The organism is Fibrella forsythiae, assembly GCF_017353175.1.
Classification (GTDB): Bacteria; Bacteroidota; Bacteroidia; order Cytophagales; family Spirosomataceae; genus Fibrella; species Fibrella forsythiae.
Genome location: NZ_JAFMYW010000002.1, coordinates 415,378 through 430,914 on the forward strand (window position 1 = coordinate 415,378; position 15,537 = coordinate 430,914).

Below are 15,537 nucleotides of genomic sequence, written 5' to 3' on the forward strand. Positions count from 1 at the left end.
AGGAGTAAACCCGACTTTTAGGCTTGTCACTCCCGGTATTTTACATTGCTTAGTAACCCGGATTCTGCAGCAGTTTGTTGTTCCGGTTCATCTCGTCGCGGTTGATGGGCATGTAGTACATTTTATCCAGCCACGAGCGGTTTTCTTTACCGGGGTCAGCCTCAACTACCTTGTAGGTATAGTCATAGTTGGCTGGGTCATACTTGTAGATCGTCACCGTTTTGCCTGGCTTCAGGGTGCCCGTGATGTTAATGTAGTTGGCTTTGCGTCCCAGGGTGGTAGGGGCAATCATCCAGCGGCGGGCATCGTGGTAGCGCTGTTCCTCAAACACCATTTCAACGCGGCGTTCGTTGCGATACCGCTCTTTCAGGGCTGCGCCCGACTCGGTGATCGCCGGCATACCCGCGCGGAAACGTACTTTGTTCAGCCAGTTACGGGCTTCGGCATCTTGACCCAGTTCAATGCAGGCTTCGGCATAGTTGAAGAGGGCTTCGGTATAGCGGAAAAACGGCCACGGAACTTGCTGATAGGTGTTCTGATCTACAATGGCGGGGTCCGGATCAATGAACTTACGCATGTAGTAGCCGGTCCAGCTGCCGTTCCAGTCTTCAACCGAGCTTTTACGCGTATCCAGACCAGGGTTTACTACTTTATTGCCCCCCGAAATTACTTCGTACGTACCTGTCTGAATCTGGTTGGCGGGGTCTTTAGAGGCTACATCGGCGGTACGTGGTTTCCAGGGAGCACCATCATACAGGATCGAGCTGTAGAAACGCGGGTCACGGTTGGTGTATGGTGCGGCAGCTTTGGCCGGATCGCTCCAGCTAAATTTCGAACCATCCATCATTTCATAGTCGTCGACGAGCAGCGAAATCGGGGTGTTCCCGGCCCAGTTGTGATACCCGTTTGGCCCGTTGAAAAGGCCCTGCTGACCACCCGCTTCCTGCTTCCCGTTGAAGAATGAACGGGAGAAAAGAACGTCCTTTTCGCCTCCATTTCGCGAGAGGGCAATGTTCATGTAGTTTGCCATGCCCTGCTCTTTGCTCACCGGAGCCGACAGGTTCAGCTGTGATCCGTAGGCCGTCAGGTCCAATACAGCCTTGGCTGCATCTTTGGCTTTCTGCCACCGCTCGGTGCGGTTGGTGGATACGTACCCGAACAGTTCAGGTTTCGAGAAGGCTGCGTGGGCCGTCGATTTCTGTTTGGCGGTTGTTACGTCATACAGGTCAGAGGCGGCGTAGGTCAGTATCCGGGCTTTCAGGGCCAGGGCACTGGCTTCGTTGGCACGCCCTTTGGCCAGCGATTTACCTTTCAGCAGGGCGGCAGCCTCGTCACAATCCTTCACAATGAAATTGATACATTCTTCCATTGTGTTCCGGGCAATGGTGTAGTCGGCCTGACCCAGATCGTACGGCTTATCTATGAGCGGAACGCCACCATAGTACCGCACCAGTTGGTGGTAGTAGTAGGCCCGCAGAAACTTGGCTTCGCCTACCAGGCGATCTACGATGTTGTTGGTATTGGCAAAGCCCGGTTTCGCCAGGTTCTGCAGCGCCAGGTTAGCCGCCCGAATGCGGAGGTACATGTTATTCCACTCGTAGGTCTCGTTAATCCAGCCCTGATCGGCGGGGTTACTACGTGCCTCGGTAATGGTGGTAATGCCCCGGCCGGGGTGCGTAAACATGGTTTCGTCGGTCAGCGAAGCAAGTTGCTGCTCATTGAAACCGCCCTGCCCCAAGCCCGCGTAGATACCTGTTACAAAGGCTTCGGCCAGCGAGGCATCTCCCCAGACCGCGACTCCACTCACCTGATCGAGTGGCTGAGTATTCACAAACTCGTCGTTACACCCTGTCACAGCCACGGAAGCTATGAGAAGTGTGAGACCTATGGTTTTAAATTTTCGTATCATGGTTACTGAATGATTAAAAACGAAGGGCCACGCCCGTGTTGATGATGCGCGATTGTGGGTAGTATTGTCCGGTCGAGTTATCGGCTTCAGGGTCGTATGAACCCAGTTTGTTCACGATAGTCCACAAGTTCAGGGCGTTCACGTATACCCGAAGGCTGCTAAGGCCTACTTTCTGGCCAATTGCGGCGGGCAGGGTGTAGCCCAGCTCAAGGTTTTTCAGACGGATGTAGTCGGCTGAACGCAGCCAGTAGGTATTGCCACCTGAATAGTACTGATCGCTCCGTTCGGCAATACGTGGGTGTACGCTGCTTGGGTTGTCTACCGTCCAGCGGTTGGTGTAGAACTCCTTCAGGTAGTTACCAATGCTGCCCGATTCGCCAAGGCTGATGTACTGCTGTGCCCCGGCTGAACCCTGGAACAGAATGGTCAAGTCGAAGTTACGGTACGCGGCTGTCAGGTTCATCCCACCCTGGAAGAGGGGTAGGTTGGTGCGGTTACCACGTACCCGGTCATCTGGCGTGATTTTGTTGTCGCCGTTGTAATCCTCGTACTTCATGTCGCCCGGCCGTATATTCTTGGAAATCGCGGAGTAATCAAGTTTGCTGAGGGTGGCGTCGATGTCGGCCTGATCTCTGAACACACCGGCATACTGGTAAGCCATGTAGGCGTTGATCGGCTTACCCGTCGTGCGCTGCCAATCAGGGGCACCGGGGGCTTCATCCCAGAACTCAATTTTGTTCTGTGCATAGCCACCGTTTACGCTCACGGTGTACTTGAAGTCGCCTTTGCGGCCGTTGTAACCAATCTGACCATCGAAGCCCTGGTTACGTACTTTACCGATATTTTCGGGCGGCAGGGTCAGGCCGGTGGTGCGGGGAACCGAGGCATTACGTGCGGTCAGAATCGAGGTCCTGTAGTTATTGAAGTAATCAAACTCGAAGCTGATTTTACCCCCAAACAGCTGCCCTTCCAGACCAATGTCGGCGTTGTTGGCCACCTCCCACGTAATATTTGTGTTTGGAATGCGGCTTTCTGCCAATGTTTTCTGCTGCCCGTCATTGATGATGTAGGTATTAAACCCGTAGGTACTCAGATACTGATAGGTGGCAATCTGGTCATTCCCCAGCTGCCCATATGAAGCCCGCAGTTTCAGGTAGTTCAGGACCGGAGCCGAGGTCTTCAGGAAGTTCTCTTCTGAGATAACCCAGCCGGCCATTACACCAGGAAAGAAACCATACCGTGTTGCCTCCGGGAAGATGTCAGAGCCATCGTAACGACCCAGAAGCTCAACCAGGTACTTGTCTTTGTAATTGTAGGCCAGGCGACCGAAGTAGTTCAAGCGAGCGCGTTCGGAAGCCCCGCCTCCATTGTCTTTGCTGAGATCGCCACCGGCAAAGATCTGGTCGATTGCGGGCGAAATAAAGTAACGGCGGAAGGCATTGAAGTTGTCGCTCGAGATAGTTTCGCGGTTTACACCGGCCAGAAACGTAAAGCCATGATCCCCAACCTTGCGTTCGTAGGTAAGCAAACCACCCAGCAGGATGTTCAGCTGCGTGTTGTTACCCAGGGTCAGGCGGGGTTCGGCTGGGCCGCGTACGCTGGCAATCAGGTTCGGGTTTCCGTTAGCATCAACGCCCGAGCCTTTCTGATACAGTGTCCAGGGGGTTTCCCAACGCTTGTTGTTCTGGTTTAGCTTATCCACAGCAGCCGTACCCGTAATTTTCAGGCCCTCAATACCCGGCACTTTAAAATCAAGCTGCCCATTGGTCTGAACGTAATCGCGCTTGTCGCGGTCGTAACCCGTTGCGTTGGTGGTAATGACTACGGGGTTTTCGCCGTTTTCAATGTCAGGTCCAGGGCGTCCGTCGGGCCAGAAAGCAGGCTGGTTTGGCTTGCCGCGCATCTGCATCCGGAAGATCGCCCCGGCACCCCGCGTTGGGTAGTACCGGAATTCTTCACGGCCCAAAATGCCCAAGCTCAGGTGCAGGTACTTGTTGATGTTGGCATCAATGTTTATCCGCAGGTCATACTGCTTGTAGCCCGTGGCCGACTGCTTGTAGAAGGCATCCTGATTCTGATAACCCAGCGAGGCGATGTACTTGAAATCTTCGGTACCGCCCTGTAGCTGCAGGTTGTGCTGGTTTTGCGGCGACCAGTTTTTCAGCGTAGCGCCGTACCAGTCGGTGTTGGGGTGCCCCCAGGGGTCAGACCCATCGTTGTATTTGGTGATGTCGGTCGGCGAATAGGGGGCATTCCGAATCGTACCATTCGGCCGGGTGTATGAACCGGTTGTCTGGTAAGCTTTGGTGGCTGCCGCCCATTCCGCCACGGGCAGGGTATATACGTCCAGATCGTTAAGCATGGAGGTATACTCAGCGGCGTTGGCCAAGGTGGGAATAACCGTTGGCTGAGAGAATCCCTGGTTAAACGAGTACGAGAGCTGCGGCTTACCGGTTTTGCCCCGCTTGGTAGTGATCAGAATAACCCCGTTGGCTGCCCGTGACCCGTAAATGGCGGCCGAGGCGTCTTTCAGGACTGAAATTGTTTCAATATCGGCGGGGTTAATCCGGTCAAGACCACCCGCACGGTTGGGAATACCGTCTACCACTATCAGCGCACTGTTGTTGCCCAGTGTGTTTGTACCGCGAATCCGGATTGACGAACCATCGTAACCGGGTTCACCACTGCGGTTTACGGCAGTTACACCCGGCAGGCGGCCAGCCAGTGAGTTTGAGAGGTTGGTAGTTGGTGATTTCACCAGATCGCCACCTTTGACGGCTACAACAGACCCTGTAATAGTCTCTTTTCGCTGAACGCCATAACCTACCACCACTACTTCGTTCAGTGCTTTTGTATCGGCAGCCAACGTTACATTGATGGCCGATTGGTTGTTGATCGGTATCTCCTGCGTTACAAATCCGATGTAAGAAAAAACAAGTGAACCGTTTCTGTTCGGCGCGTTTATCGAGAAGTTACCCGTAGCATCGGTTACCGACCCCTGCGTTGTGCCTTTCAGAACTACGCTCACACCAGGCAGACCGGCCTGCTGCTCGTCGATCACGCGACCTGAAATTTTGGTCTGGGCAAATGTACTTAACGAAGATAGTAGTAGTAATACCCATAAAACGCACAGGTGACTTTTTGCAAGCCATCCCGGTGATGAGTGATCCAGCTGCCGTGGGCCAGATACTCCGCTTGTAAATAGTGTTCGCATAGATTTTTTTAATTTTGTAGTATTAATCCGATATAAAATGAGCTTTTGCCAGCCGTATACTGACCATTTATTAAAATACTTAAATTTAAGGTCACTTTATTACCTATACGTTATTGATTCATATGAATAAATTTTACTAAATAAATATACTTTAATACTATAGGTATATTTCTAGTTGTTATATGTTATTAGTATCAAAAAAAATAGGCATTTTCCCGAAAGAGCCAAGCTTGCTTAAGCTTGGCTCTTTCGGGAAAATGCCTATTGTATCTAGCGTGCTGAATGTAGCTTATTTGGGAGCTTGCTGCTCACGAGTGCGGGGATACAGCGTATTGCCCTTGGCCCAGAACCAGAGAATTTGATTGTTCAATTCGTCTTCGCCGGTATCGATGCCTTCTTCCGCTTCTTCAACCGATTCTTTGGCGTAGCGCAGGGCTTTGCCGCGTAAGGCTGTCAGCGGCTTATTCATCTCGTTGAGCGGAATACGGTTGGGTATGGCCGTGTAGGCCGTTGGCTGAGGTTTGTCGGCGAAGCAGTCGAACATGGGCAGGGCCGTAGCGTCGATGACGTTGAGGGGTGGGAGGCCCAGGATCTGCTCAATGGTGCGCAGCATCGATGTCTGGTTGTAGTTGGTCGTCACCGTACGTCCCAGCTTCGAATACGGACTGATCACGTACCCAGTTGTGCGGTAAGCCGAAATGTGATCCCAGCCCGATTGTGAGTCGTCTTCGGTAATAAAAATGACCGTGTTGGCGGCAAATTTGCTTTTCTGAATCGCCTCTACAATGCGCCCTACGGCCAAATCATTATCGGCCACCATCGCGCGGGGCGTTGGAAACTTCGGGCTCATGCCGGAGGTGTGGTCGTTGGGGAGCGACATCACCATCAGGTTGGGTAGCTGATCGCCGGGTTTGGCCTCCAGTTGCTGCAGTTCCCGAATGAAGGCGTCGGCCCGCATCTGATCGTTGATGTTTTCATCGTCGCAGCCGGGGAAATCGTTTGCCAGAATGGGACGTACCCGCGAGATGGTGGTGGTGTTGGTAAAGGAAAACGGCTGCCCTGTTTGCCGCATGTTGTAGAGCTTGTTCCAGTCGTATCGTGCTTTGTCGTATTCGCAGGTGCAGGCTTCGCCGTAGATACGAACGGTTTTGCCATGATCGAGGGCGTTATTCCAGATCATACCCTTCTGGTTGTACACCAGCGCATCGTACAGCACGTGCGGGTATGACCGGAACCAGCCGCGCACGCTCTTTTCGGTGTAATCCGTCACGATGCCCGCATCGACCCAACTGTGCCCTTCGGCCGACGACTTGCCCGACGCGTAATAGTTGTCGAGCAGCACATAATCGCGCGCCAGTTGGTGCTGATTGGGCGTAATGCTATCGCCGAAGATGCAGAGCGACGGCATGCCGCGCCCGGCGGGCATATCGCCCAGCACCTGATCGTAGGTGCGGTTTTCTTTGATGATGTAGACCACGTGCTGAAACACCGACGGCTCACCGATGCGCTCTGGAACGGGACGGGGTTTGGCGTTGGGGCGGGGCAATTGCTCCGATACGCTCAACCTGAACTGCAGGCTTAGTTTCCGAACCCGTTCTGTGTACGTACCCAACTCAGACTGGGTTGGCAACGGGATGATGGATACCGTCGCTAACTGCCGGTGTGAGTTATAAGCCACATCGACTTTCCGGGCCGAGGCGGGGAGCGCTCCCGATTCGCCGGAGGTGCCAGCCCGTGCGCCAATGCCTTCTAAATTAGTTACATATAATGAATGCTGGCTTAGGAACAGACCACCAGGATACGCTTGCGTTGGCACGTATCCGCGAACCTGATGCCGGTTGCTGCTGAGGTCAACCACCGCCACGGCGTTATCGAGCCCATTGGCAACGTACAGGTTTCTTCCCGTTGAATCGAGTGCCAGGGCATTGGGGGTACTGCCGATATACGCATTGGTGGTGCTGAACAGCCCCACGGTAATGGAGTCAGTTACCTGCCGGGTTTGTGCATCGATCACCGAAATATGGTCGCTATTTCCGTTGGCCACGTACAGTCGTTTCTGGTCACGGCTTGCTAAAATGGCATTTGGGTGCAGACCAACGGGTATCTCTGAGTCTACGCGGCCCGTTGCCAGATCAATGACCGAGACGGTTCCTTTGGCTATTGCGCCGGTGCGTGGGTCAATATAGGCTTGCCCCCAGGGTACGCCTGCCGTTTCAGTTTTTCCGGTTGCGTCAGGTACGTTAGTTGGCTGCGGGCCGGCCCAGTTGGTCACAAAAGCCCGTCCGTTGTTCAGGGCAATACCATAGGGAGCTACGCCGGTCGGTGCGGTCCAGACGGTGCTTCGGTCCGAAAAGCGAACCTTTGCCAGTTGGTTATTGCCATTCAGCGCCACATACAGAAAGTGCTCACCGCCTTCTACCTGCACGGCCACATCGTTGGGTAGCGATAAGGGGGAAGGCGCTACGGGAGCAAACTGGAGCAACTCAACCTTGCCCACTTTGCCATTCGTCCAGGCGGCGATGACCACGCCCGATTTACCATTCTCACGTTCCGACGCGCCCCACGCCAGGTACGTTTGCCCGTTGACCACAAACGCTTCGATACCCGAAAACGTGCTCATCAGGCCCTTCGTAGCAGATGCGTCGCTCAGGCTCCAGCGGTACGTGATCGTTTGTGTAGTTCGATCCAGCACAGCCATGCCGTACCGATCTTCGATCACGAGCTGATTGCTGCCCGGCAGCGGCGTAAGGTCAAGCGCGTGGTTTTCGAGTTTGGGATCACCAAAGGATACGGCCGTTCCGGCGGCATCGATTAACCGGTTGTAAGGCATGACCAGGGGCACGTTTGCCTTAGTGGGTGTGGCCAGCGTTCGTTTATCAGATGCGTGTCGGTATTGGGCCGGGCCAGCGCACGATAAAACCAGGAGAAGAAAAGAGACAGGAACGAGTCGAGTAAGCATGAAGAGTGATGTAGGCAATAGATCGATTATAAAATTAGACCCAATTGGCTTTAATAGCGTCGCCCCCCGTCAGAATGATGGACTACCTTAAAGGAAGCCATCATTCTGACGGGGGGCGACGCTATTAACTAATGTAGTTAATAACCAGGGTTTTGGACTAAATAGCCCGGTAAGTTAGACGCTCCATCGATGGCGGTTTGCGGAATAGGGAAAAGGCGCTTTTGCGGATTTGAATCCGTTTTTTCGGTCCAGGTGCCTTCGTATTTGCCAAAGCGAATCTGGTCGGTCCGGCGAGCCATTTCCCAGTACAGCTCAAAACCACGTTCGCGGAGTAGCAGATCCAGGTTCATGCTGGTCAGGGCAGGGGGGGGCGTTGTTGCCGTGCGTGACGCCCGAACGAAGTTCACGTCGGCCAGTGCGCCCGCTGCGTCGTTGCTTTTGCGCAGTTTGGCTTCAGCGCGCATCAGGTAGACATCGGCTAGTCGAACAATCGGGATGTCAGCATCGCCGAGGTTCCGACCCGATGTTGATTTACGGCTGAACTCGTATTTCAGCACCCGGTAGCCGGTGTTGTAATCGCTGCCTGCCACGGTGTAATTGACCTGTTCGGTGAAGGTAACCGGTAGGGTCGGCCGGTTGCGCGACACGTTGAACAGCTTACCCACACGGAAGTTTGATCCGCACTTGACGAACGCACCGTTTACCCGCACCAGGCCATACTGTTGTCCGCGCAGGATACCCCGGTTCATGTTGAAATTGGCTTCTGTAATGCAAGAGTCGGCTGGTATGGTCCAGTTTTGCTTGAAGAAACGCGGATCAGCACTGGCTGGGTCGGCGGTGTAGGCGTTTACCCAGCTCCGGTAAAAATCGGGTGTGATGGCGGGGCCGTCGGTACCGTTGGCTGCCGGAAAAGCAGGCAGCGGATACTGGTCGCCCGAGATGGAGAAGTACGCCAGACGATTCGTGCCGTTCAACTCGGCCCGCTGATCAACCGCAAAGATCAACTCCTTGTTATCGTGGTTGTCGGAATTGAAGATCGAGAAATAATCCCGCGAGAGTTGGTATTGGCCCGAGTTGATGATCTTATCACAATACTCCGTCACCTTGTCCATGTCTTCGGGTTTGAACGTAAACTGCGTAGCATAGCGGTCGCGGTAGACAGCGGAATTAAGGTACAGGCGCGCTAGCAGTCCCCATGCGCCACCTTTGGTGAGGCGGCCAGGGCCAACGGTGGTAAGCAGATCGGGTTCGGCAGCTAGCAGCTCTGCTTTCAGGTAGTTGAGGGCTGCTTCGCCCCGCAACACGTCTGAAATCGCCTGCGGATTTTCTTTCAGGAACACCACACCAAACAGGTCGAGCATCACCATGTTGTAGTAGGCCCGCATACCCCGCGCTTCGGCTATGTAGACTTTCACGTTGGGGTCGTTGATGGTCGGGAGCGCGCTGAGTGCCGTAATCGAGCGCGAAATTCCCTGCGTCAGCAAGTTCCAGGTGTTGCGGATGTTTGGGTCAGTGCTGGTCGAGGTGTGCTGGTGCAGGGCGATATAGATGCCGTTATCCCCCCAGTCGGTACCACCCCGATAAGGCAAAATGGCCTCGTCAGACGATATTTCCTGAATGGCGAAGTAGTTGGTGTGCAGGAATATATCAGGTAGGCGGGCGTAGACCGGGGCCAGGTTGCCGTCGGCCGCCTGTTTGTCGGTCAGGCCCGTTGCCGACGATTCGTCTAAAACGTTCTCGGTGAGATCAGAACAGCCGTTCAGCACCAGGAGGCCAAAACAGGTCAGCGTGAGAATAAGTGACTTTTTCATTGGTTATGTGGGTTGACCCCACCCCCGGCCCCTCCCCTTGTTTAAGGGGAGGGGCCGGGGGTGGGGTACTGTTAAAACGTGAGATTGAGACCGAACAGGAAGGAACGTGCTTTTGGGTAACTCAAGTAATCGATGCCGTATGACGAAATGCCGTTGACGGTGCGGTCGGTATTCACTTCGGGGTCATAGCCGTTGTACTTGGTAATCACAAACAGGTTTTGCCCCGTTGCCGACACCCGGATACCCTTTACCCACCGGTTGATGCCCAGTTTCTGCACATCGACATTATAGCTGAGCGACAAGTTGTTGAGCCGGGTGAACGCCCCATCTTTCAGAAATCGGGTCGATACAGGCGCCGCGTTGTTGATCGACTCATTTGGTTCACCAATAGCTTCCGACGGGCCGTTCAGCCCTTTCACCAAACGGGCCTTGAAGAAGTAGGCGTTGGCTGTGTTGTCGTATAGCTTGTTGCCCGATACGCCGTTGATGTTCGCTACCAGATCGAAGCCCTTGTAGCCGAATCCGAAATTGAGGTTGTACTGCTGGGTGGGTAAGGCACTACCAGCCGCAATGCGGTCTTTGTCGGAACCACCAATGCCGTCGCCATCCAAATCGCGGTATCTGCTGAGGCCCTTGTCGTCGATGCCGATGTATTCACGCAGGAAGAACGTACCGATGGGCTGGCCGTTCACGTAGCCGTTCACCGTGGCTGAAGTCAATCCAGCTCCCGATGCAGACCCCGAGGTGATGACCGAATACGGTGAATTCTGAACGACGTTCTTAATGAACGTGATGTTGCCGCCTACGTCGAACCGGAAGCCGGCTGTGCTGGCGTAGCGGTAGTTGAGGTCCAGCTCAACGCCCTGGTTGGTGATGGTCATGTCAGGTACGTTGGTCCAGTAGGTCGACGCGGGCTGGATGGGATCGGCTGGAATGACTTCGAGCAGAATCTTACCCGATACCTTCCGGAAGTAATCGACTGTACCGGTCAGCGCGCCGTTGAACAGCCCAAAATCGAGACCCAGGTCGGTTTGGGTCGACAATTCCCACTGAATGTCCGGGTTGGCCAGGCGGGTGTAGGTGGTACCGGCCGGGAAGTTGGCCGAGCCATCGAGTGGATAACTGGTGGCCGCCGAGGTGCTGGAGGTAAACAACGCCTGGGTGATCTTCGACGGTATTTCCTGGTTACCGGTTTGTCCCCAACCTGCACGTAGCTTCAGATCAGTGAACGGCCCCGATTTCATAAACGCCTCCTCCGATATGCGCCATCCGGCCGAGAACGACGGGAAGACACCGTATTTGTTATTGGCCCCGAACTTACTCGATCCGTCGGCCCGGACGGTTGCCGTGAGCAGGTAGCGGTTGTTGAACTGGTAGTTTACCCGCCCAAAAAACGATTGGAGCTCGTTCTCGATGGCATAGCCGCCCGGCCGGTTGTTGGCCAGCGTCAGATCTTGCCCAAGGCTGGGGTTGTTGGCGGGCTCGATGGGCGACAGCGGGAATTTGTTAATGCTCCAGTTGCGGCCCGTCAGTGAAAACTTCTGGAACGAATGACCTGCCAGCGCCGACAGGCTGTGCTTGTCGAGATTCAGCGTATAGGTGAAGTAGTTTTCGATCAGTACGTTCCGGTTGTTCTGGTACGTTGCATCCAGGCGGCCATCCTGTTGGGGAATGAGGCTGGCAAAGCTCTGCTGATCACGGGTCGAACTTGAGTTGTCAACGCCCAGATTAAGCTTATACGTCAGGCTTTTGGTGATCTTGAACGAGGGCGACACACTGGCCACTACCCGATTGATGGTGGTGACGTCTTTCTGTAGATCCAGTGAGAGCAACGGATTCGTAAACGCCTGATAACGGGCGGGCGCACCAGTAGCATCGCGGGCTGGGTACGTTGGGTTAGCCGACAGCGCCGCACCGATAATGCTTTCGATGGGCGGACGTGTATTCTCCGTTTGTGAGGCTGTCAGGTTCACGTCCAGCGTGAGCCGGTCTTCCAGAAATTTCTGCGAGGCATTGAAGCGACCTGTATACCGATTCAACTGACTGTTTTTCAGAATACCCTGCTGATTCTGCACGCCTACTGAGCCGTAGTAGGTAAGCTTTTCTGCTCCACCGCTGAACGACAGATTATGGTCTTGCGTAACGGCCTGGCGGCTGATTTCCTTCTGCCAGTCGGTCGAGGCTTTCTGGTCGTCTACCACGCCCCCAACGGCGGCTACCTGCTTTTTGTATTCCTCTGCCGAAAATAGGGCTATGGGGTGGGCTATGTTCGAGAGGCCCACGTTTGTAGACAGGGTCAGCGTTCCGGCACCTGCTTTGCCTTTCTTGGTGGTGATCAGAATAACGCCGTTGGCCCCACGCGCCCCGTAAATGGCTGTTGCCGACGCATCTTTTAGCACGTCGATGGCTTCAATGTCCTGTGGATTCAGGAAGTTGAGCGGATTAGTTGCCCCGCCCGTGCTGGAGTTATCGAGCGGAATGCCGTCGAGTACGAAGAGGGGCGTGCTACCCGTTCTGACGCCACCCGGCCCCCGAACGGTGATATTCTGCCGTCCGCCGGGTTCGCCGCTGGCCGCTGTCACATTTACACCCGCCACTTTGCCCTGCAGAAGCTGCTCCGGCGAGTTGATGATACCCCGGTTGAAGTCAGTGCTTTTCAGTGATTTGACCGAACCGGTAGCATCTTTTTTGGTACTGGTGCCGTAGCCGATGACCACAACCTGCGACAGATCGGATGCCGACGATTTCAGCGAAACGTTGATAACCGTCTGATTGCCAACGCTTACTTCCTGCGACTCGAAGCCGATAAAGCCAAAAACGAGGGTAGCTGGGCCATTGGGTATCACAATCCGATAGTCGCCGTTGGCGTCGGTGGTAGCTCCTTTCTGGGTTCCTTTCAAGACAACTGTACAGCCGGCCAGCGCTTCGTTGGTTGTGGCATCTGTTACACGGCCGGTAATGGTTATGTCGGCCTGCACGGTTTGGGGCGATGAAGCGACCTGCATGCCCAGGGTCGGCAGGCGGTTTTTTCCATGAGCAGGCTGCATTATAACAGCCAGCAGGAAGCAAAAGAGCACTTTCCACCCAACCGAAGCCAGTAACGGAAAGCGATGAACATAGAGATGGGTCATAACAGATTTTGGTTTTTGGTGCAAAGGTCTGGGTACACTGCGTATTGAAAACAGGGAATTAGGTATTTAAACGAATGATAATACACGACTTAAAACAGGTGATGGGAAAGGTACTCGGATTGATCTAGACGTTTACTTATACCGGGAGGATTCACCGCTATGTGGTTTAGGCTTAGCATAATACTGTTTATTCTTTATATGAGTCAAGTGTAATATTATCTTACTGTTACTAGTTTAAGTGCTGTTGCCCGATTTTGGGTAATGAGTAATTAACCGGTAGGGCGTGCGGTCATGACAGACAGTATTGCCTGGAGACAGTAGCGCGCGAAAATGGGAGTCTGGCTGGCCGCAATGCAGCATGACGGCGGGGGCTACGCCGACTGAAAATCCACCAAAAAGGACTAACTAACTATACGTTCCACCAGTAGGTCAGCTTCATGACCAGGGCGCGGGTTTTTACGGCGAAATTGTCAGGAAAGTAATTGTCTGTGTATACGATGAACAGGTCAGAGGCGGGTTTGTACCGCCACTGGAGTCGCGTGTTCAGGTTCACGTTTTTGATCTGCTCGTTATACTGCATGAAGGCCGTCAGAAACAGCTTGTTCGTCATGGTCAGGTCGAGGCGGGGACCAACGAGCCAGAACTGAGTAAGGCCCGACAGATAGGGGAGGTTGATCCGGTTGTAATTGGCGCTGAGGGCCAGGCTGGCAAAGGGCTGTATCCGGTAGCCCAGGTCGGCGGTGAGGTTCAGGCGGGTGCCGTTGTCATAAAAGCCACCGTAGCGCGAGGTGAACCCATAGGTGAGCAACTTCTGCGGTTGCGAAATAAACTCGGTGCCCCAGGCCTGCCAGTGGTGCAACGTACCTGCCTTCAGTTGGGCTTTCCCCGAGTTGGTGGGGTCGAGGTCAGTTAGCAGCCGCACAAAATCGGTGGCTGTCCAGGCGTTGAAGGTGATGCGGTTACGAAACGTTAGGCCGTACGATACCCAATGTTCGTTGTCGAGCTGCCGCGACAGGCCCATATTCATAAACGTAGTGCTGCTCACCGTTGGCCCATGACTCAGGATCGACGTACCTGTGGGAAAAAAGAGATAACCGGCCATCAGGTTCAGTTTCTGGTAGCCGCGCCGGGGAACGTACCCAACTTCGGGGTTATAGTTTTCACCCACATATTCGTGCTGTCCGCTGATCAGCCAGCGTCGGTTGTTGAATTGCAGATTTCCCGCCAGCACGTTGTTGTTAGGCGCACTTCCCGGCGAAAACGATTGCAGGTACAGCAGCTTTCCCGTCCATAAATTATCGGCTGACAGTAAATTATACTCCGCGCCAATATTTCGGTTGTATTGTGAATAAGCCGTTGCACCATCTTTGGGTATGTAGTCGAGCGATTGTTTGTTGACAAACAATAACCCAATGTTGGATCGGGCACCTACGCGCCGTTGCAGAGCCGCCACGGTGAAGTTCTGGCGGGGCAGGGCTGTGGCGGGTACGTCGCCCGTCTGCATCTGCATCAGCCCAATTCGCCAGTCTTTGTTGAGTTTGCCACTTACCCGCGCGCCATACCGTATGGGCACGCCCAGGCCAATGCGCCGGCTGAAAAACGGCCGGATGGTAGCGTAGCCGAAGTTGGCAAAGAGGTCGCCATTTTCGAGGAAAAACTGCCGACGTTCGGGGAAGAACAACTCGAACCGATCCAGATTGGTCACCTGCCGGTCAACCTCAACCTGCGAAAAGTCGGGGTTGATCGTCAGGTCCATGTTGATCGATGAGGTGAGCGCGATCTTGGCATCGCCCCCAAACGCTGCCTGCGTAACATTAACCTCCGGGTTGTTGAAATCACGAACGCTGCTAGCCAGCGCATACGGAATCAGCGACACATTGGGCCCGGCGGCTGGTGGTGGCTGGTCCCACACCAACGTACCTGTATAGGCAAGCGACGCCGTAGGGAACTGACGCGGAATGGGTGTCCAGGCCGATTTTTCGGTGCTGGCCAGATCTTGCCGACTGAAATTGAGGCCCCATCGGCCAACGCCTTTCTTGTAGCGAATGGTTTTGAACGGAATAGCGGCTTCAAACACGTACCGGTCGTCGTAGTTTTTCACCGCCGACGTCCATTTGTTATCCCAACTTAGGTTGACCTTATTGCCATCGTACATCAGCCCATCCCATTGCGCACCAGCGGCGTTTACGCCGAACGCAAAGCCGTTGGTCTGATCGTCGAATGTGTCGAGCATCAGAAAGAAGTTATCATTTCGGCCAAAGTTCCAGTCACGCCGAAGTGATTCGACCATATAGGGCTGGCCTTTCGGAAAATAACAGACGGCTACCACGTAGATATTCTGTTCGTCGTAGGTCATGCGCACTTCCGTCTGTACTCTGGCCCGGCTGGTGTCCATGGGCAACACCATGCGAAAATCGCCAGCCACCTGTGTCTGCTGCCAGCCTGCTTCGTCGGCTACTCCATCAACCCGAATGGGCGAGGCAGCACGCTGCATGGCGTATTGGAAGGACGCG

At 54.3% G+C, this 15,537-nt stretch carries 6 protein-coding genes; all 6 read right to left on the reverse strand.

Annotated features, from left to right (window positions below; all coding sequences use genetic code 11):
• Nucleotides 1-49: 49 nt before the first annotated feature.
• Nucleotides 50-1,909: a RagB/SusD family nutrient uptake outer membrane protein gene (locus tag J2I46_RS07720; RefSeq protein ID WP_207328431.1), complete on the reverse strand. Its 1,860-nt coding sequence runs from the start codon at nucleotides 1,907-1,909 to the stop codon at nucleotides 50-52.
• 13 nt (nucleotides 1,910-1,922) lie between these two features.
• Nucleotides 1,923-5,123 (reverse strand): SusC/RagA family TonB-linked outer membrane protein, encoded by a 3,201-nt coding sequence (locus tag J2I46_RS07725; RefSeq protein ID WP_207328432.1) that lies wholly within the window; start codon nucleotides 5,121-5,123, stop codon nucleotides 1,923-1,925.
• A 289-nt stretch (nucleotides 5,124-5,412) separates the two neighbouring features.
• Nucleotides 5,413-8,082 (reverse strand): bifunctional YncE family protein/alkaline phosphatase family protein, encoded by a 2,670-nt coding sequence (locus J2I46_RS07730; protein ID WP_207328433.1) that lies wholly within the window; start codon nucleotides 8,080-8,082, stop codon nucleotides 5,413-5,415.
• Between the two features lie 137 nt (nucleotides 8,083-8,219).
• Nucleotides 8,220-9,893, reverse strand: coding sequence for a RagB/SusD family nutrient uptake outer membrane protein (locus J2I46_RS07735; protein ID WP_207328434.1), 1,674 nt, complete (start codon nucleotides 9,891-9,893; stop codon nucleotides 8,220-8,222).
• Between the two features lie 71 nt (nucleotides 9,894-9,964).
• Entirely contained in the window at nucleotides 9,965-12,898 is a 2,934-nt protein-coding gene (locus tag J2I46_RS07740; RefSeq protein WP_229379697.1) for a SusC/RagA family TonB-linked outer membrane protein, read from the reverse strand.
• A gap of 535 nt (nucleotides 12,899-13,433) precedes the next feature.
• Complete coding sequence (locus tag J2I46_RS07745; protein ID WP_207328435.1) at nucleotides 13,434-15,518, reverse strand: carbohydrate binding family 9 domain-containing protein; 2,085 nt, start codon at nucleotides 15,516-15,518, stop codon at nucleotides 13,434-13,436.
• Nucleotides 15,519-15,537: the final 19 nt, after the last annotated feature.